A 19,902-nucleotide genomic window follows, 5' to 3' on the forward strand; every position below is an offset into this window, starting at 1 on the left:
AAAGGCGAGAGCCGAAGCCCCCTTTGGTCCGTAGACATTATGCGGTATTAGCCGTCGTTTCCAACGGTTGTCCCCCACCTCAAGGCATGTTCCCAAGCATTACTCACCCGTCCGCCGCTCGACGCCAGAGGTGCAAGCACCTCTTCGTTTCCGCTCGACTTGCATGTGTTAGGCCTGCCGCCAGCGTTCAATCTGAGCCATGATCAAACTCTTCAATTAAAAGTTTTTTTGAATCCGAAGATTCAGCTCAATGAATACTGATTTTGTTCTTGTTTCCAAGAACGAATTGACTGTGCGTTATTACTTTCACTTTTAAAAAAGTAAAATCAAAACAGCTCAAGGCTGAATCTTTTAATAACTTATGGTCACTCAGCTCAAATGAGACTCTAAATTTGTTTGCGTCATTCAGTAAAACTGAAATCGGCTGTTAGAACTCAATCTGTACGAGTGCCCACACAGATGATTGCTTCATATTTTTAAAGAACGTTTCAGGCTTTCGCCTCGGAAGCTTTGCTCCCGTTCAGGGCTGCGCATTCTACGCTTTCATGATTTTGTGTCAACACTTAATTTTAAGTTTTTTAATTCGCTTTAAACTAAGTTTTATTTGACTCTCTAACACTGCGTCTAGCTCGTTATCCGTTGCTGTCTGCCGTGTCAGTGGGTGCGCATTATAGGGAGAAACGAAATTGACGCAACCCCTTTTTTAAATAAAACAGCAAAAAATATTACCTCAAGACACTCCCCACAACTTAACCACCACTTACCCACAAAACCCTGTGGATAACACTGCTTTTCGAACATAAACTAACCGATTATGTGGCTCTTTTATCTATATACCCCAATTCACTAAAAATCTCGCGACCTATGTGCTAGATTGCCGCGCTATTCTCATACTAACTAAAGGTACACGTGTTATGACCGAAATCGCTAATACTATTAGCGGCCTTATTTGGGGGCATGTGCTGGTATATTTGCTAATCGCTGCTGGCCTATTCTTTACTGTGCGATTGGGCTTTATTCAATTTAGAGACTTTGGCCATACTTTTAAGGTTATGTTTAACAGCCGTCAAGGTGCGCAAGGTGGGATATCCTCATTTCAAGCATTTTGTACGTCACTCGCTGCACGCGTTGGCACTGGCAATATGGCCGGGGTGGGTGTTGCTCTGTATTTAGGTGGTCCTGGTGCGATATTTTGGATGTGGCTTATTGCTTTAATTGGTATGGCCACAAGTTTTGCCGAAAGCACATTAGCCCAAGCGTATAAAGTGAAGGATGAACACGGCAATTTTCGTGGTGGTCCGGCCTACTACATGGAAAAAGGCTTGGGTAAACGCTGGATGGGCGTTGCTTTTTCATTATGCTTAATTCTTGCGTTTGGTCTGGTGTTCAATGCCGTACAAGCAAACTCTATTGCGGCGGCTTTTAATGAGGCCTTTGCTATCCCCAATTACGTTGTCGGCATCGCCTTAGTTATAGGCTCAGGCTTTGTCATATTCGGTGGCTTAAAAACCATTGCTCGCTTTGCAGAATTGGTTGTGCCCTTTATGGCACTGGCTTACTTAGTGCTAGCACTATATGTGTGCGCGGTTAATCTTGAGCAGCTTCCTCAGGTTTTTATGGTCGTTATCAACCATGCGTTTGGTATTGAGCAAGCCGGAGCGGGTGCCATTGGCTATGGAGTCATGCAGGCGATGATCCAAGGCATAAAACGCGGCTTATTCTCTAACGAAGCTGGTATGGGTAGTGCGGCTAATGCAGCAGCAACAGCTACCCCCAACCCACCGCATCCTGCATCCCAAGGTTACGTGCAAATGTTAGGGGTGTTTATCGATACTATAGTGATCTGCTCCGCCACCGCCGCGCTTATATTGCTCTCAGGGCAGCTGGCCCCAGGCTCTGGCTTGACTGGGATCGCTCTTACACAAAATGCTTTAGTTACACACGTTGGTGAATGGGGCGCGATTTTTGTAGCCGTTGCCATCTTATTTTTTGCCTTTACTTCCATTGTTGCAAATTACTCTTACGCAGAAACTAACCTGTTATTTTTGGAACATAATCACGAGAAAGGTATGCTGATTTTCCGCGCCTTGGTATTGGCTATGGTGATGTTTGGTTCTTTAGGTGAGATAAAGCTTGTGTGGACCCTCGCCGATATCTCAATGGGGATGATGGCCATTATTAATGTCATTGCATTGTTTATGCTTTCGGGCGTCGTGATTTGGCTGAGTAAGGATTACCAACAACAACGAAAACAAGGTGTCGTACCCACCTTTGATAAAAACAAACACCCCAAGTTAGCACAAGAAGTCGACCCCGACTCTTGGTAAAAACGCTTGGTAAAAAAAGGAGCTTCACGCTCCTTTTTTTGTATTTAAGGCAGCTGTGCCCCTAGTTTTGCTAGTGCTATTTGAAGCTCAGCAACTATTTCGTCAGTGCTTTGCATAGAAAGCTCATTCAGCGAGCCGAACAGTGCACTGTTTTGCTCATAGCTGGTTGCTACTATTGCTAAGTTATTGGTATCAACGATGCGCGAAGTGATCTCAACTTGATGGAAAGCTTGAGAGCGATTGGCATGATTGCTAATCACTTCGCCCTCTATCACACCGTCCGCGTTCACCTTTTTAGCCAGTTCAAAAAGCGCTTCTCGCGGGTGTTGCTCATATTGCTCTTGCAAATCATGCTGTTTAAGCAGCATATCGACGTTGTAACTAGGGATAACAGTGATCCCAGCAAGCGTGCTCAATTGGTAATCTACACGCTTGCTTACTGTGCGCTCGCTACTGTCTCCGCTAAATGGCGCAACGATTACAGTATGCCACTGCTGCTGCTCATAACGAGGGTTAAATTTAACTGCGGTGCACGAGCACAACAAGACAATAATAGGGAAAAGTAGGAATATCCGTTTCATTTGTATAACGACCATGACATTAAATTGACTGCCAATATACAAAATAACTGTAAGTAAAAAAAGAATTTATTATGGAGGCGGAACCCGGAGTCGAACCGAGGTAGACGGATTTGCAATCCGCTGCATAGCCACTCTGCCATTCCGCCGTAGAGATTTGATTTTAGCATGTTATTAAGAATTGGAGCGAGTAACGAGGTTCGAACTCGTGACCTCAACCTTGGCAAGGTTGCGCTCTACCAGCTGAGCTATACTCGCAATTCTAAATATATAAGTGCCACTTTATACTCATTGCCGAAGCAATGCTAGAAAATGGTGCCCGGGGCCGGACTTGAACCGGCACGCTGTTACCAGCGAGGGATTTTAAATCCCTTGTGTCTACCAATTCCACCACCCGGGCGGATGGCTGACATGCTGTCATACACACGTTAAGTAGATTGGAGCGAGTAACGAGGTTCGAACTCGTGACCTCAACCTTGGCAAGGTTGCGCTCTACCAGCTGAGCTATACTCGCAATCCTAACTGTATAAGAGCTAACTTATACTCATTGCCGAAGCAATGTTAGCAAATGGTGCCCGGGGCCGGACTTGAACCGGCACGCTGTTACCAGCGAGGGATTTTAAATCCCTTGTGTCTACCAATTCCACCACCCGGGCTCGGGTTGCTATACGCGTGTGGAAACGTTGAGATATGGAGGCGGAACCCGGAGTCGAACCGAGGTAGACGGATTTGCAATCCGCTGCATGGCCACTCTGCCATTCCGCCATCAATGATTGGAGCGAGTAACGAGGTTCGAACTCGTGACCTCAACCTTGGCAAGGTTGCGCTCTACCAGCTGAGCTATACTCGCATCATTGAACACTGTTTATAACGCTTAGTTAAAGCAGTGGTGGGCTAGCGCCCTCTCAACACCGACGCATTCTACAGAGATTATTAAACGCGTCAATACAAAAAATATGGGTTTTGAATCGTTTGCTTAATTTTTATCTAAAACGGCGTGTTATTATACATTTAGCCTTCTTTAGCGAAGAAGCTATGGCGCGCAGCCATGAGATACTGCACCATAGAGCCAAAGGTCAGAATAGTCGCTATGTATAATAGAATATAACTCAGGGTCACCATCCAAGGCTGAAATTGCCAAATCAGGCCAATAATGGCGAGCATTTGCGCTGCTGTTTTCACCTTACCAAGTTGGGATACCGCTACCTCACCACGCTTACCCTGCTCCGCCATCCACTCTCTTAAAGCCGAGATCACTATTTCGCGGCCGATAATAATCAACGCCGGTACGGTCATCCACGCACTTTGATAGTGGCCGACTAACACCACCAGGGCTGCACTGACCATTACTTTATCGGCAACAGGGTCTAAAAAGGCACCGAACGGCGTCGACTGATTTAAACGCCGAGCTAGATAGCCATCAAGGATATCGGTGATCGACGCTAGCCAAAATACAAATGCTGCTGCGAAAAACGCCCATTGACTTGGTAGATAGAAGATAAATAAAAAAATTGGGATTAAACACAACCTAAAGGCTGTTAGGGTATTGGGAATGTTCCACATAACTACTAGGCGTTCTTAGCGTTTTCTTTTCAGTAATATTCGCACGAAGGGCTATGCCTTGTCATGCAAATGGTTAAATATCTTTTCCGCCATCGCGGGACTGATCCCCGGCGCTTGGCTGAGCTGCTCAATTGTCGCGCTTTTCACGCCTTGCATACCACCGAGGTATTTTAGCAGAGCTTGGCGACGCTTTTGCCCTACGCCACCGATTTCCTCAAGCACTGATTGATTGCGCTGCTTCTGGCGCTTGTTACGGTGTCCAGCAATGGCAAAACGGTGCGATTCATCACGAATATGTTGGATAAGATGCAACGCCGGTGAATCACTGCCAAGAGATACGGTTTTTCGCCCGGCATCAATCAATAACGTTTCTAAACCTGGCTTTCGGCTAGTGCCTTTAGCAACGCCCACAAGCAAGGGCATTTTTGCAAACGGCCAATCGCTAAAAAACGCCACGGCTTGGTTCAATTGTCCCTTACCACCGTCAATAAAAATGACATCCGGGATCTTGCTCTCGTCAGTCAGCTTGCCATACCGTTTATTGAGCGCAAAGGCCATCGCGGCATAATCATCACCTGGGGTAATGCCGGTGACATTAAAACGTCTATATTCACTCTTATTGGGCCCTTGACGGTCAAACACCACGCATGATGCCACCGTGTTCTCACCCATGGTGTGGCTGATATCAAAACACTCCATACGAGCGATATCATCAAGGTGTAGCGCCTCTTTAAGTAGTGCGTAGCGCTTATTGATAGCATCTTGCGTACTTTGCTGCACTTCTAAGCTAGAGTCGGCATTTTTGTTCGCTAACTGCAGATACTGAGCACGTTCACCACGATGCACTGTATTGAGCTTTACTTGTGTGCTTTTAAGCTCACTCATAGCATTGCTCAACGGTTGCTGCTCATCAATTGCAAAAGGCAGCACCAATTCTTTCGCGATACGTCCAGTCGCTCCTGGCGCACAATAATACTGGGCAACAAAAGACGTTAAAATTTCGTCATCACTGGAGTCTTTTGGCACTTTGGGGTACAACGTTTTGCTGCCCATCACTTTATGATCGCGCACCATGAGAATATGCACCGCAACCATGCCATTACGGCGACAATAACCAAGGGCATCTAGCTCAGCGTGCTTTCCGGACACTGACTGCTGCTCTTGTACTTTACGTAACAACTGGATTTGGTCACGGTACTTGGCAGCTTTTTCAAAGGCGAGTTGCTCACTGGCGTGCTCCATTTTAGCCACTAATGAGCTTATCACCTCATGGGATTTGCCACCGAGAAACTTACGTACGTAGTCTACTTGGGCGCTGTACTCTTCATCACTGACTTTGCCAACACAAGGCGCACTGCAGCGTTTAAGTTGGTACTGCAAACAAGGACGACTGCGTGCTTTGTAGTAGCTGTCTTCACATTGACGTACGGGAAACAACTTTTGCATCAAACGCAGACTTTCAGAAACGGCGCCAGCACTTGGAAAGGGACCAAAGTATTCACCTTTGATTTTACGCGCACCGCGATGGAAAGCTAATCTAGGGTGTTGATGCTTAGTCAATAAAATGTACGGGTAGGACTTATCATCGCGAAGTAAAATATTGTAGCGAGGCTGATACTTCTTGATCAGATTATTTTCTAGTAGCAAGGCCTCGGTTTCAGTATTGGTCAGCGTTACATTGATATCATCAATATTACGCACCAATACTTGCGTTTTAGCATCGAGGCCCGTTTTACGAAAATAGCTTGAAAGGCGCTTTTTAAGGTTTTTCGCTTTACCTACGTATATCACTTGCTGCTCACTATCTAGCATGCGATATACGCCGGGTTCTTCAGAGACCGTTTTTAAAAACTGGTCGGCAGCAAAACTCATAGCCAGGATCAGTGGTCGCTATCAATATCTATCATTTTATGGCGAATGGCTAAGTGCGTGAGTTCCACGTCGCCGTTCACAGCCAGTTTTTCGAATATACGATAGCGATAGCTGTTGACCGTTTTTGAGCTCAGATTTAATCGGTCGGCGATGCTTTGCACCTTTTCGCCTCGCGTAATCATCAGCATAATTTGCAGTTCGCGATCTGAGAGAGTTTGAAATGGGTTTTCGTCGGTACGACCACTGAACTGCGCCAACGCAATTTGCTGAGCAATTTGTGGCGCAATATAGCGTTGACCGGAGTTCACTGCGCGAATCGCATTAACCACTTCTTCAGGGCCTGCCCCTTTGGTGAGGTAACCGTGAGCGCCAATTTGCATGACTTTACTAGGGAAAGGGTCTTCGCAATGAACAGTGAGCACAATCACTTTAACATCAGGACAGTAACGGCAGATCTTCTTCGTGGCCTCGAGACCGCCAATGCCCGGCATGTTCATGTCCATTAGTACGATGTCTGGCTCATTTTGACGGCAGAACTGCACCGCCTCCTCACCAGTTTTTGCTTCACCGATAACCTTAAAACCGCGAACATCATCAAGGATGCGCTTTATCCCGGTACGCACCAGTTCATGGTCATCTACTAGCAGTACATTAATCAACAGGAAAACCCTCTTTATACACGTGTAGTTACAGCTGTTTTGTACAATAACTACACGTATTATTCTTACACCCTAAATCAAGCACTTGTTTTATCAGAAAAACGGTCAACCCACAATGCTATGATACCATCACCGGTCACATTACAGGCCGTGCCAAAGCTATCTTGAGCCAAATACAATGCGATCATTAATGCAATTGCTGCATCAGTGAACCCAAGCATACTGGTTAATAGCCCCAGTGCCGACATAACCGCACCGCCCGGTGCCCCAGGGGCTGCGATCATCACTATACCTAACATTAGTACAAATGGCAGCATTTCCGTCAAGCTCCCTATCGCCATTGTCGGTGATAATGCCATCACCGCCATGGCACAGGTGACGATGGTAATGGTCGAGCCAGAGAGGTGGATGGTCGCGCACAGCGGCACGCTGAAATTAGCAATGTGTTCTTTTACGCCATTATCTTTACTGGCTTTAAGCGATACCGGGATGGTCGCGGCACTGGACATTGTGCCAAGTGCGGTTAAATAAGCAGGCAACATATTCTTTAATAACATCCAAGGTGAGCGCCCCAATAATAATCCGGTGCCAATGTACAGCACACTTAGCCATACCCAGTGCATAACCAGAGCGATGGCAAGGACAACGGCAAAAGTTTGTAACGTTGAGGCTACGGTGCCGGCAACGGTCATGTCAGCGAACACCCCGGCAATATAAAATGGTAACGCTGGGATGATGACTTTAGAGAGTAACCCGTCAATCACTTCTTTCCCTTGATCAACCACTTGTTGTAACTGTGTCAGCTGGCGCTGACTGATACCGATACCAAAGGCGAATGCCGCCACTAATGCACTCATCACCCCCATCAACGGCGGTATCTCTATATCAATAAAGCTACTCAGAGCCGATTCTTCACCGCCATGAAAGTTGATTGAACCACTTATATAAGGGGCGGCCCAAGTCATAACAATGATTGCCAAGGTCCCTGCTACCACCGTCGAGCCATAAGCAAACCCCACTGTGCGGCCAAGTAAATGATTCGCCCCTTTGGGCAGCCCAGCGATGCCTGAACAAATAAAAAATAAAATAATAAGTGGAATGGTAAAGCCTATCAGCTCGCCGATAAGCACTTTGGCAGTATACAAAGCGCGTGCTACGGCCTCCGGTGCAAAGGCGCCGATTAGCATTCCAAGGACAATGCCAGCAACCAATTTAAGTATTAATTTCATGATGGTTTAGCAGTAGTGAATAATGCCACCTGTTTTAACATTTTTTGTCATCAATGTATGGAAAAACCGCTGAGCACAAAGCTAAGTGTCTAATCATTGAGCACCTGTGCGGTTTATCGCGCTGAATCGCAACTGAACGAATATATTTTGTTTACACCCTGCTAACTTGTTACAACAGCGCCATCAATAATCATCACTTGGACATGTTTTGCTTTTGTCTCGTTTTCTCGCAGGTCGCCTTGCTGTTTTAGCCATTGCCGTTACTCCCTATATTGTATTGGCTGAGACGGCACAGCCGGCAATCAATATCCCCTACTTCGCTGATGCAGCGACTATTGATGGTCGCTTGGATGAGCCGCAATGGCAACAGGCTAAGCGCATCAGTGTAAATAACATCACTTGGCCCTATGAAAATAAACCATCACCGGTGAGTACCACCGCGCTGATTTATGAAAATGACGATACCCTCTATTTAGGGTTTATCGCCGAGGACCCTCACCCAGAGGAAATTCGTGCCTTTTATCGCGATCGTGATAGCGCTTGGGATGATGACTTAGTAGGGATAAAACTGGACACCTATGGCAGTGCCAAGCTGGCCTATCAGTTTTTTGTCAATCCACTTGGAGTTCAACAAGACTCTATCGAAAATGAGTTGAGTAAAACTGAAAACAGTGCCTGGGATGGCATTTGGGATAGCGCAGGCCATATCACCGCTCAAGGATACCAGGTGGAAATAGCCTTACCTATGCGTATGTTCAACTTCGATGACGCACCACGCAGCCAAGCCATGACCATGGAGTTAGTGCGCTTTTATCCACGAAATGAGCGCCTTCGCCTCTCAAGTATGCAATTGGACCATGGTAATCACTGCTGGATATGCCAAATGCCGCAAGTGAACGGTTTTGCTAATGCCGAACAAAGCAGTAACCTCACCGTTGTCCCCTCCTTGGTGCTTAACCAACAGCAACAACGCGACATCAATGGCGCGGTCCTAAAGCCTTGGCAAAAAGACAATAACATTGAGCCAAGCTTAGACCTGAAATGGGGGATCACTCCAGATTTAACGCTCAATGCCACTGTTAACCCCGACTTCTCACAAGTAGAGGCCGATGTTGCACAGCTCAACGTCAATGAAAGCTTTAGCTTATTCTTCCCAGAAAAGCGCAGCTTCTTTTTAGACAATGCCGACTATTTTGCTTCGAATTTAAACTTAATTTATACCCGAAATATCGCCGCGCCTGGCGCAGGAGCGAAACTAACCGGAAGCAAGAATGGCCACACCGTGGCCGCATTTATCAGTAACGATGAGCAAACCAATGTGCTTATACCGGGTAATTTGGGGTCGCGAGTTGTGAGTTTAGAGCAGCACTCACAAGCCGGCGCGCTGCGCTATCGTTACGATATCAGCAGTGCGTTTTCCCTGGGTGCCAGCTCGACGTTCAGACGCAGTGACGATTACAACAACGAAGTGATTAGCATCGATAGTAAATATCGGTTTGACGACTTCACCACCTTGGTGGTGCAGGCTCTAGCATCGCAAAGTGACTATAGTGAGGACTTCATTGAGCAATTATGTGATGCTGATGAACCTTGCCAAGCGTCACCCGTGCAACCTTGTGATAGCCGCTATGACTGCAGTTATTCGGAAGCTTTGCTACGTGTGAACGAGCAGCGCTATGATGGCTATGGGTATTATTTAAGCTTGGATAGAGACACCAAATACTACAGCCTGTTTGGTAATTATCATATGCGCAGCCGTGGACTGCGTGCGGATTTAGGCTTTCTTAGTGAAACTGACTTCAACAAGTTTACCACCGGTGGTGAATACCGTTGGTACGCCGAGCAAGACGCATGGTGGAATCGCGCCCGATGGTATGCAGATTGGGATATCACCCACAACCAAGCAGGCGAGTTAATAGAAAAAGAGGCGCAAAGCTTTGTTTCACTTGACGGCCCCTGGCAAAGTTATCTAGAGCTTGGCACCATTAGTCGAGAGCGGCGTGGGTTACGAGCCGATCCATCATCCTTAGCAATCGACGGTAATAGTGCGCGCTTCAACGAAAACGAAATAAATCTATTTGCGTCCATCAAACCCAGCGCCGGTGTTGTTGCTGATATCGATGTAACGCAAGGTAATAAGGTTGATTTGGCCAATAACCGTTTGGGTGAGTTTGTGCGTATTCGCCCCACTGTGAATTACAATATCAATTCGCATCTAGCGCTGCGCTTGCGCCACACCTACGAGGACTTGCAACGTCGCTCAGGTGAGGACATCTTCAGCGCTAATTTAAGTGACTTGCGTTTAACCTATCAATTTAATTTACGTAGTTTTTTGCGTTTAACCATGATTTATACCGACATCGAGCGCGAGCCCAGTAGCTACGTTAAAGAAGTGGATGCGCGCTATCGAGCATTGAGCACCCAGCTACTCTACTCTTATAAGCTCAATCCACAGTCCGTGGTGTTTGTAGGTTACTCAGACAGTGGCTACCAGGACGATGACTTATCACGGCTGGAAAAAGATAATCGAACACTGTTTGCAAAATTCAGTTACGCTTGGATTTTGTGATATAAGAAGCTTCATTTATATGCCTCTCCGTTATAACTGATTGGCTATATCATATAGCCAATCTTTCCTTTAGTTTTCATAAACAGTGAGTAAAGTGAGGGTATACAGCGACAAACCCGTTAGGTATTGAATATGTCAAAGATTTACGAAGATAACTCCCTATCCATTGGTAACACCCCGTTAGTAAAACTTAACCGTGTTACCGGTGGTAATGTTTATGCCAAAGTAGAAGCTCGCAACCCGAGCTTCAGCGTCAAGTGCCGTATTGGTGCTTCAATGATTTGGGAAGCGGAAAAATCAGGACAACTGACCAAAGATAAAGAGCTTATCGAGCCAACATCAGGAAATACCGGAATTGCCCTCGCTTTCGTTGCGGCCTCTCGAGGTTATAAGTTAACGTTGACCATGCCCAACAGCATGAGTTTGGAGCGTCGTAAGCTACTCAAAGCGTTGGGTGCTAATTTAGTGCTCACCGAAGGCCCTAAAGGCATGAAAGGTGCGATTGAGAAAGCCAAAGAAATTCATGACAGCGATCCTGATAAATACATTCTGTTACAGCAGTTTGAAAATCCAGCTAACCCGAAAATTCACTTCGAGACAACGGGTCCAGAGATCTTTGATGCACTCGATGGTAAAGTCGACTTCTTTATTGCTGGTGTCGGCACTGGCGGTACTATCACCGGCGTAAGCCGCTATCTTAAGCAAGAGAAAGGCTTAAATGTGCAATCTATTGCTGTTGAGCCAACGGATTCTCCAGTGATCAGCCAAACAATGGCAGGTCAAGAGGTCAAGCCGGGCCCTCATAAGATTCAAGGTATTGGTGCTGGTTTTATTCCTGGTAACCTAGATTTAGAGTTGTTAGATGGGGTTGAACAAGTCAGTAATGATGACGCCATCGCTATGGCACATGAACTAATGAAAAACGAAGGAATCTTAGCCGGTATTTCATCTGGTGCTGCTGTGGTCGCTGCTAAGCGTCTTGCTGAAAAGCCAGAGAATGCTGATAAAAACTTCGTGGTTATTCTGCCAAGCTCTGCCGAGCGCTACCTTTCAAGTCCGTTGTTTGCTGGTGAGTTCAGTGATCAGGAACTTGAGCAGTAAAGCCAAGAGCCATTCTTTATTCTGAAAAAAAGGCGCTTTAGCGCCTTTTTCTTTACATACTTTCAATTGCCCCTCACACTTTATTCCAGTGTATAGCCTTTATTAAATACAGTGGAATGAAACGTACTTTACTTCTTGCTCTGATACTTTTATTGACTGCCTGCGGCCAAAACGACGATGATATTACAGGCGATCCTAACTCTCCGGGCTACGTGGCAACTCAGTACTTCTATGCGTTGTACAACCACGATAACCTTGAGCGCGCCACACAATATGCAACCCCCAAATTAGCGCGTATTATGCGCTCCTACGGTACGGCATCACAATTCACCCGTAACCTAGTTAATTTACAATATGATCAGGTTACCATTGAGTTAGACCGTACCGAGATGAGTGTTCGCCAGCAATACGGTGACCGCGCTACCATCAATTTAGTATTCACCGGGCACTTTCATGGCAACCAAGTCGATGATATGCGCAGTGTGAAGATGATCCGTGAACGCGGTGATTGGCTGGTGAGTGAGATTGTCCCCGACCCTTACGGTCGTTAGTAAAAAAGGCCGCTTTTGCGGCCTTTTATTGTCTCTAATCACTCAAACTCTTGTGCGGCAAAGACATCCACAGCGATGACCTCTTGCCTTAGTGACTCAGCCGCCATCAGTTGCTCGCTCTGCTCAGCGCTAAGCTTATTCTTAGTCCGTGCATCTTCAATCAGCTGCATCATCGTCAGCCCTTGAATCTCTCCTTTTTTACGCAACTTATGAACCTCACGATATCCTTGAGCTGCATGTTGTTGCGCTTCTAAAGCTTTATCCAGCACCGCTGTACCATTGCTGTCATCAACCACACATAAATGCGTGAGGCGCTCACGTACCACGCCACTGCGAGTCATATGCTGCGCAACTTGCTTAGCGACCTCATCCTTAGGCATTTTAAAATGATTGCCCAGCGGCAGTACCACGGCACGAACGGCCAACGACAGTGGCCAGCTTCCTAGGTTGTAGATAAATTCATCAAAGGCTTTGGCGCACAGATAAAGGCTGCGCTCAACGCTGTATTGTACAAATGGCAAATCTGCATGTTGATGGCCTTCATCTTGGTAGCGCTTAAGTACTGCAGAGGCGAGGTACAAGTGGCTGAGCACATCACCCAAACGAGCCGACAGCATTTCCCGGCGTTTTAAGTCGCCCCCGAAACGGAGCATGGCAATATCGGCACAAAATGCCAGTGCTCTAGAGAAGCGCCCTAGATAGCGGTAGTATTTGGCTGTCGCTCCACCGACGGGCGCCTTGGCAAAATAACTACCACTGAGCGCATGCACGAACGACATAACGCCATTGCCAGCACTGTATAACATATGCTGGCAAAGCAGCGGATCAAACTCGCGCACCCCTTTTTCTTCATCATCAAGCCCTGCAGCGACCATTTCATCAATCACATAGGGGTGGCAGCGGATCGCGCCTTGCCCAAAAATCATCAGATTTCGGGTAAGAATATTGGCTCCTTCTACGGTGATCGATACCGGTGTGCCCATATAACAATGGGCGAGATAATTATTGGGGCCCATTTGAATGCCCTTGCCGGCGTGTATATCCAAGGCATCGTTGATCACTTGGCGGCCCATCTCGGTCATATGATACTTAGCGATGGCGGTGATCACCGATGGGCTTAATTTTTGGTCTATCGCCGTTGCGGTCAAGACCCGCGTAGCTTCTAATTGGTAGGTTAATCCGCCGATGCGAGCGAGGGCTTCTTGTATTCCCTCAAACTCGCCAATTGCGACACCAAATTGTTGCCTTAGCGCCGCGTAAGCGCCACTGGTGCGCGCACTCAAGTGCCCGGTTGCAGTGCTCAGCGCTGGCAATGAAATACCACGCCCTGCACTTAAACATTCCACTAGCATGCGCCAACCGTTACCTGCTTGCACTTCACCACCGATAATCCACTCAAGTGGAATGAAGACATCTTTCCCTTCTGTGGTGCCATTTAAAAAGCCCATATTCATAGGTTTATGTCTGTCGCCAGTACGTACTCCAGGGTGGTCGGTGGGGATCAATGCACAGGTAATACCGATATTTTTTGTTGTTCCTAATAATCCGTCGGGGTCGAACATTTTAAAGGCCAAGCCCAATACTGTCGCGCGCGGTGCCAAGGTGATATAGCGCTTTGACCAGTTTAGACGTAAACCCAGCACTTCCTTACCGGCAAATTCGCCTTTGCATACAACCCCAGTATCTGGAATGGCACCGGCATCCGAACCTGCTTCTGGACCGGTTAAGGCAAAACATGGCAGCGCTTCGCCTTTGGCAAGCTTAGGTAACCACTGTTGTTGTTGGGACAAGGTGCCATAATGAAGCAAAAGCTCAGCGGGCCCTAAGCTATTGGGCACCATGACAGTCACCGCAGCACTTAGGCTTTTACTGGCAATTTTGGCAACAATGGTTGAGTTGGCCAATGCCGAGAAGTCATGGCCACCGTGCTCTTTGGGAATAATTAGGGCGAAAAACCCCTCATCCTTTAGGTACTGCCACACGGACTCTGGCATGTCCTGTTGTGCGGTAATGGTTTCATCATCAAGCATGGCGCACAGCTCAACGACTTGGTTATCGATAAACTCACGTTCTTCAGCACTTAACTGTGAGGTTGCATACTGGTGCAATTGGTGCCAATCGGGGTTGCCGCGAAAGAGCTCCCCATCCCACCAGATATCGCCCGCTTCCATGGCATCTCGCTCTGTCGCAGACAGCGGCGGTAATGCTTGTTTAAACCATTTGAAAACTGGTCGAGTAACAATGCTCATGCGAATATCTCGTACTGCGAAAATAACGATCACAGCTACGATGATTAATAAAACTAACCACATCATCTTGTGTTCCTTGATACCATAAAGGGTGTTTTTCAGTATGGACGAACGGCAAATATTTACAATCCCTTCAATGTACTAGCCGAGTGCTCCGACTATCTATAATAATTTACCCCTTCTGCGTACGCTGCTATATTTAGCCGGCGTTAGCGATGCCCACCATCGCCGATAACAATTAGAGGAAAAATAATGACACGTCTTCCATTTAAACTGAGCCTGAGTGCGGTTTTAGTCTCGGTAACCTTAGGGTTAAGTGGCTGCATTGACACAACCACAACTCAGCCCACTGAGAGCGCTGCAGAAACAAAAATGAGCAGCAACAAACTCACAGCAACTGATGCCAAAGCGTTTTTAGCAAACACTGAACAGCAGTTAGCCAAGCTGTATGAGAAAAGTAGCCGTGCCGCGTGGATTTACGCCAATTTTATTACTCATGATACGGCACAGCTCGCAGCGGCTGCGAACCAAGAAGTAACCGAAACCATCGTGCGTTTAGCCAATGAGGCTGCCCGTTTTGATGATCTGGAGTTAGACGCTGATAGCCGTCGCAAGCTCGATAAACTGAAACTGGCACTGACGCTACCGGCACCACAAGATGCGGCAAAAACCGAAAAGCTGGCCAATATTGTCGCTGAGCTTGATGGTCTGTATGGCAAAGGCGAGTATTGTAAAGATGATGGCCAATGTTTAAGTCTCGGTGAGATGACCGCAACCATGGCATCGAGTCGCGACTACAATGAGTTATTAGATCTATGGCAAGGGTGGCGACAAATTTCTAAGCCTATGCGCCCTTTATACGAACAGCAAGTCACGTTAACGAATGAAGGCGCGCAAGAGCTTGGCTATGCCGATACAGGCGCAATGTGGCGCAGTAAGTACGACATGCCTGCCGATGAATTTGCCACTGAACTTGACCGCCTATGGGGCCAAGTTAAGCCTTTATATGACTCCCTGCACTGTCATGTGCGCGCCAAACTGGGTGAGCAGTATGGCGAAGATAAATTACCTGAAGATGGCACCATTCCAGCGCACTTACTCGGTAATATGTGGGCACAACAATGGGGTAATATCTACGACTTGGTTGCGCCTGAAAATGCCGATCCTGGCTATGATGTAACCGAACTACTAGCGCAGCATGACTATGATGAGCTAGAGATGGTGCGCGGTGCGGAAAAGTTTTTCACCTCCATGGGCTTTGCACCGCTACCTGATACTTTCTATGAGCGCTCTTTATTTACCAAACCTCAGGATCGCGATGTGCAATGTCATGCATCAGCGTGGAACCTCGATAGTAAAGATGATTTACGTATTAAGATGTGTATTCAGCGCACCGGCGAAGAGTTTGCCACCATTCACCATGAATTAGGACACAACTTCTACCAACGCGCTTACAACCAGCAACCTCTGTACTATCAAGAAAGTGCTAACGATGGATTCCACGAAGCCATTGGCGATACGATTGCGCTATCGGTCACTCCTGAGTATTTAAAAGAGATTGGCCTATTAGATGAAGTCCCTGATGAGTCTAAAGACATTGGCTTACTCATGCGCATGGCACTAGATAAAGTGGCCTTTATCCCATTTGGTTTGTTAGTTGATCAGTGGCGTTGGCAGGTGTTTTCTGGCGAAATTACCCCTGAGCAGTACAACCAAGCTTGGTGGCAGTTGCGCAAGAAGTATCAAGGGATCAGCGCTCCCATCGCTCGTTCTGAGTCAGACTTTGATCCGGGGGCCAAGTACCACGTGCCTGGAAACACGCCTTATACTCGCTATTTCCTAGCCCATATTTTACAGTTCGACTTCCATCGTAGCCTGTGTGAGATTGCCGGTAATGACGCCGCCATTCACCGTTGCTCCATCTATAACTCAAAAGAAGCTGGGCAGCGACTCAACGAGATGTTAGAAATGGGCTCTTCGCAGCCATGGCAACAAGCGCTCGCAAAAGTAACAGGTAAAGAGCAAATGGATGCAACCGCTATTCTTGATTACTTTGCACCATTACAAGCTTACCTAGATGAGCAAAACAAGGGTCGTCAATGTGGTTGGTAAGCGTTATTAACCATTAGCGACAAAAAAGCCCAGCATATGCTGGGCTTTTTTGTCGCTAATGGTTAATAACGCTTAGAACTGTGCAGTTGCTTTTAGGAACCACTGATCATAGCTTGACTCATCCCAGTTGCTGCCGTAACCAGCAGATACTGCGAAGTTGGTGTCGATGAAGTATTTCGCACCAAAGTTATAGAAGTCTTCATCGTCGAAGTTAACGAATACTGACGTCATTTTGTTGAAGTAGTAGTTAGAACCTAGCTGCCAGTAGTTGTCCGCATCGTCACGGTTAATGTACTGTGCTTCAACAGTTAAGTAGTTACCTTGCTTAAGGTCTTTGAAGTACTTACCGTTAAGCTCACGGTGGTCGAACTCGTCATCAATACGCACTTCAAAACCGATGTAATCAGTGCTGTTTAAAGCGTGATCGTAACGGCCAGAGAAGAAGTAAGTTTCATCACCGTGCTCAGGGTCTACGCGCTCAGCTTTCAACAAGAAGTTGTCGCTAACTAGGTAACCAAGGCTTAGTGTGTATTGATCAGCACTGTCGAAGTCATCTGGGTCAACAACGCTGTAAGACGCGCCTACTAGGAATTGATCCGCGAAGTATTCACCGCCTACGTTGTAGCCAGTCGCATAATCATTGTCTGAGATACGACCAAAGATGTTTGACTCTTTGTTAATATACTCAAACTGATCAAGCGGGCCCAACACCTGCTTTGGTGCGAAGTAGTAAATCGAATCTACGGCAACATTGTCCTCACTTTCTACATTGAGGTATTCAAGGTTGCTGATTGATTGATAAGACTGTGCGAAGGCAGCACCGGAGAAAAGTACAGACGCGATGGCGACGGATAGTTTTTTCATAAATAGATTTCCCTATATCTAGTTTTTTAAAACAGCGCCACTCTAGCGCTGTTGAAATGAATTATAACTTAACTAAGCACTTGATTGTTTTAAATAAATGTTAGTTTTTGTTAGATATAGGTACAGTTTTTTACAAAACGTAGCGAGATAGGATCCGATACACTTCGTTAATGTTATCACCCGCTTTAAAGTTCTTACACAACGGACTCGGATCAGAGCCTATCCAAATTTTCAGTTCAGCATCCATATCAAAGTGGCCAGCACTTTCCTTACTGAACTTAGTGATTTTACTAAATGGAATACTAAGCACCTCCATCTTCGACCCTGTTACACCTTGTTTGTCTACTAAGATCAGACGTTTGTTAGTGAACAAGAATAAGTCGCGGATCACTTTATACGCTTTTTCTAGGTTCTCACCTGGAGCAAGTATCTCTTCAAGTAAAGAGTCCAACTCCCCTTCATCTACTTCACTGGCATTGCCAATTAATCCACTAAGTAATCCCATTGCTATGCTCCTGTTGCGAATAATTGATTTTCTAGGGTGTGACCGTTTATCAGGGCGCGATAACGCCACTGTTGTTTATGGCACAGCGTTAGCAAGGCGATATCCATTGCCTCACTGAGGCCCTCGCTGCTGTAACCAATAACAAATTCATTACGCTGACTATTATCAACGCTCACTACGTGAGGAAGCGCCTTTAACGCCGCTGCAACGTGATCGTTTTGCTCACGTAGTTGCAGAGTTAGATACGCCAACTGCTCGGTTTGCGAGTCCAATTGATGGGTCGCCAAGCGCCCTTGCTGCAAGTATAAAACGCGGTCGCAGAGCCGCTCCAGCTCCGATAAGTCGTGCGAGCTCAATACAAAGGTCGTCTCGGTACTGAGCGCACTGACCAACTCTCGAATAGCCCTGGCATTGGCGGGGTCTAAACCAGCCGTTGCTTCATCAAGCATCACCAACTTCGGCGAACCAAGCAGCGCTTGGGCGATACAAATGCGCTTTTTCATGCCATGAGAAAGCTCTTTAGCACGACTGTCTGCGGTGTCTTTGAGATTGACCAGTTCCAACACCCGCTGTGTTTCTATTTTTGCTTGGCGCTGGCTAAAACCTTGCAGGCGGGCATATAAAGCCAATTGCTGGGCAACACTAAAGTTGGGGTCCAGTAGCGCGTCTTGTGGTAAAGCACTTAACTGACCGAACAACGCGGCGCTGCCGGGACGATGTCCCAATACCTTAATCTCGCCTTCACTGGGTTGCAAATAGCCGCAGATAAGGCTAAACAGCGTGGTTTTACCTGCGCCATTGGGGCCGACTAACGCAATGGGCTTTCCGGTTTGTAATTCAATATCAACATTATCGAGCGCTTTTTTGCTGCCGAAATAGTGGCTAACGCCGCGTGCTAAAATTAACTGGCTCATAGACTACTCCGCTGCAACTTATAAAAACTTAGCGCTAACAACAGGCCACTTTGCAACAATGGCCAAGCTATGTCGGTGACAGGGCTGGGCCGAACGGTGGCGATATTATCTAGCGGCTCACCGGGAATAAGGTAATCCAACCACATCGGCAGTCCTAACTGGCTTTGTAGAATAGCCAGTACCATTAACCCTATGGTGTACAATAAAATAACGTAAATAAGCGCCATACGTGATGAGCGCGCTATGGTATTCAATAACGTCATCAAGGCAATAAATGGCATTAGGTTAACCAACAGGAGGAGTTCAAACTGCAGCGCGCGTGCCAAAGCAGGGACCAGTGCACTGGTATCGCGAAAGGCAATGAGGATCAGCGTGCCGATAATGCTAATTGCCAGTAACGCAGCGGCGCTTAAGCAATGACCGAAATAGCGCCCTAATAGAATTTCAGCGCGAGTGGCGCGTAAAGCGATGAACCGCAGCGTGCCGCGTTCTTTGTCGCTAACAAATTGATCACTGGTTAAATAAATAATGAAAAGAGGAAAGGTGACTAAGGCAATCAGCCAATATACGGCCATTTCCGCATCAGGCCAGTGCAATAAACTCTGTAACCCGAGGTTGCCAAAAGCGGCAAGCATAAACTGTTCAAAGTTAGGGTCTGAAAGCACCGATACAGCTTGAGAAATACCGTAGCGATAAATCATCAACCATACTAAGGCAAAAGCAAGCAGCGCCAACCACGCCTTTTTGGTAAGAAAGTGTCGCGCCAGTTCAAATTTAACCAGCTCGAAGATACGCCTTGGATCCATCCT

At 46.8% G+C, this 19,902-nt stretch carries 15 protein-coding genes, 7 tRNA genes and 1 rRNA gene; 5 read left to right on the top strand and 18 right to left on the bottom strand.

All coding sequences use genetic code 11. The features are described from left to right. Positions 1-219 (bottom strand): 16S ribosomal RNA (locus MHM95_RS10415); the annotation flags it as partial. Between the two features lie 695 nt (positions 220-914). Between MHM95_RS10415 and MHM95_RS10420 the strand changes: the two genes are divergently transcribed. Continuing rightward, positions 915-2,327 (top strand): sodium:alanine symporter family protein, encoded by a 1,413-nt coding sequence (locus MHM95_RS10420; RefSeq protein WP_045978058.1) that lies wholly within the window; start codon positions 915-917, stop codon positions 2,325-2,327. 44 nt (positions 2,328-2,371) lie between these two features. Here the strand turns inward: MHM95_RS10420 and MHM95_RS10425 are convergent, their stop codons facing one another. From MHM95_RS10425 to MHM95_RS10480, 12 genes are all read right to left on the bottom strand, one after another. Next, on the bottom strand, positions 2,372-2,908 hold the full coding sequence (locus MHM95_RS10425) for a hypothetical protein (RefSeq protein WP_239385237.1): 537 nt from the start codon (positions 2,906-2,908) through the stop codon (positions 2,372-2,374). A 72-nt stretch (positions 2,909-2,980) separates the two neighbouring features. Then, positions 2,981-3,054 (bottom strand) — tRNA-Cys (locus MHM95_RS10430). A 33-nt stretch (positions 3,055-3,087) separates the two neighbouring features. Continuing rightward, positions 3,088-3,163: transfer RNA gene (locus MHM95_RS10435), tRNA-Gly, on the bottom strand. Between the two features lie 55 nt (positions 3,164-3,218). Continuing rightward, a tRNA-Leu gene (locus MHM95_RS10440) sits at positions 3,219-3,305 on the bottom strand. Between the two features lie 38 nt (positions 3,306-3,343). After that, positions 3,344-3,419, bottom strand: a tRNA-Gly gene (locus MHM95_RS10445). A 55-nt stretch (positions 3,420-3,474) separates the two neighbouring features. After that, positions 3,475-3,561 (bottom strand) — tRNA-Leu (locus MHM95_RS10450). Positions 3,562-3,596: 35 nt separating this feature from the next. Next, positions 3,597-3,670: transfer RNA gene (locus tag MHM95_RS10455), tRNA-Cys, on the bottom strand. Between the two features lie 9 nt (positions 3,671-3,679). After that, positions 3,680-3,755 (bottom strand) — tRNA-Gly (locus MHM95_RS10460). 161 nt (positions 3,756-3,916) lie between these two features. Continuing rightward, on the bottom strand, positions 3,917-4,468 hold the full coding sequence (pgsA, locus tag MHM95_RS10465; protein ID WP_022944538.1) for a CDP-diacylglycerol--glycerol-3-phosphate 3-phosphatidyltransferase: 552 nt from the start codon (positions 4,466-4,468) through the stop codon (positions 3,917-3,919). 51 nt (positions 4,469-4,519) lie between these two features. Continuing rightward, the gene (gene uvrC, locus MHM95_RS10470) at positions 4,520-6,340 is read right to left on the bottom strand and encodes an excinuclease ABC subunit UvrC (protein ID WP_239385238.1); all 1,821 of its coding nucleotides are present in this window, start codon (positions 6,338-6,340) and stop codon (positions 4,520-4,522) included. 8 nt (positions 6,341-6,348) lie between these two features. Further along, positions 6,349-6,999, bottom strand: coding sequence for a UvrY/SirA/GacA family response regulator transcription factor (uvrY, locus tag MHM95_RS10475; RefSeq protein WP_022944540.1), 651 nt, complete (start codon positions 6,997-6,999; stop codon positions 6,349-6,351). Between the two features lie 77 nt (positions 7,000-7,076). Then, positions 7,077-8,228 (bottom strand): dicarboxylate/amino acid:cation symporter, encoded by a 1,152-nt coding sequence (locus MHM95_RS10480; protein ID WP_022944541.1) that lies wholly within the window; start codon positions 8,226-8,228, stop codon positions 7,077-7,079. Between the two features lie 208 nt (positions 8,229-8,436). On the opposite strand from MHM95_RS10480, the gene MHM95_RS10485 reads away from it, so the two are divergent. The 3 genes from MHM95_RS10485 to MHM95_RS10495 all read left to right on the top strand — a co-directional run bounded on the left by MHM95_RS10485 (position 8,437) and on the right by MHM95_RS10495 (position 12,449). Then, positions 8,437-10,797, top strand: coding sequence for a DUF5916 domain-containing protein (locus MHM95_RS10485; RefSeq protein WP_239385239.1), 2,361 nt, complete (start codon positions 8,437-8,439; stop codon positions 10,795-10,797). Positions 10,798-10,929: 132 nt separating this feature from the next. Continuing rightward, positions 10,930-11,898 carry a cysteine synthase A gene (gene cysK, locus MHM95_RS10490; RefSeq protein WP_022944543.1) on the top strand — a complete coding sequence of 323 codons (969 nt, stop codon included), beginning with the start codon at positions 10,930-10,932 and terminating at the stop codon, positions 11,896-11,898. A 116-nt stretch (positions 11,899-12,014) separates the two neighbouring features. Next, on the top strand, positions 12,015-12,449 hold the full coding sequence (locus tag MHM95_RS10495) for a hypothetical protein (protein ID WP_022944544.1): 435 nt from the start codon (positions 12,015-12,017) through the stop codon (positions 12,447-12,449). Between the two features lie 38 nt (positions 12,450-12,487). Here MHM95_RS10495 and MHM95_RS10500 read toward each other — a convergent pair whose 3' ends face one another. Beyond that, on the bottom strand, positions 12,488-14,761 hold the full coding sequence (locus MHM95_RS10500; RefSeq protein WP_239385448.1) for an acyl-CoA dehydrogenase: 2,274 nt from the start codon (positions 14,759-14,761) through the stop codon (positions 12,488-12,490). 189 nt (positions 14,762-14,950) lie between these two features. On the opposite strand from MHM95_RS10500, the gene MHM95_RS10505 reads away from it, so the two are divergent. Then, positions 14,951-16,810 carry a M2 family metallopeptidase gene (locus MHM95_RS10505; RefSeq protein WP_239385240.1) on the top strand — a complete coding sequence of 620 codons (1,860 nt, stop codon included), beginning with the start codon at positions 14,951-14,953 and terminating at the stop codon, positions 16,808-16,810. A gap of 72 nt (positions 16,811-16,882) precedes the next feature. Here MHM95_RS10505 and MHM95_RS10510 read toward each other — a convergent pair whose 3' ends face one another. The 4 genes from MHM95_RS10510 to MHM95_RS10525 all read right to left on the bottom strand — a co-directional run bounded on the left by MHM95_RS10510 (position 16,883) and on the right by MHM95_RS10525 (position 19,899). Next, on the bottom strand, positions 16,883-17,674 hold the full coding sequence (locus MHM95_RS10510) for a putative porin (protein WP_022945090.1): 792 nt from the start codon (positions 17,672-17,674) through the stop codon (positions 16,883-16,885). 130 nt (positions 17,675-17,804) lie between these two features. Next, the gene (locus tag MHM95_RS10515; protein ID WP_022945089.1) at positions 17,805-18,179 is read right to left on the bottom strand and encodes a PH domain-containing protein; all 375 of its coding nucleotides are present in this window, start codon (positions 18,177-18,179) and stop codon (positions 17,805-17,807) included. 2 nt (positions 18,180-18,181) lie between these two features. Further along, a complete protein-coding gene (locus tag MHM95_RS10520) occupies positions 18,182-19,093 on the bottom strand; it encodes an ABC transporter ATP-binding protein (protein ID WP_053911561.1) in 912 nt (303 codons plus the stop codon). Then, positions 19,090-19,899 carry an ABC transporter permease gene (locus MHM95_RS10525; protein WP_239385241.1) on the bottom strand — a complete coding sequence of 270 codons (810 nt, stop codon included), beginning with the start codon at positions 19,897-19,899 and terminating at the stop codon, positions 19,090-19,092. The genes MHM95_RS10520 and MHM95_RS10525 overlap by 4 nt, the downstream gene beginning before the upstream one ends. Positions 19,900-19,902: the final 3 nt, after the last annotated feature.

Origin of the sequence: Pseudoalteromonas sp. CnMc7-15 (genome assembly GCF_022347925.1) — a bacterium.
GTDB lineage: Bacteria > Pseudomonadota > Gammaproteobacteria > Enterobacterales > Alteromonadaceae > Pseudoalteromonas > Pseudoalteromonas ruthenica.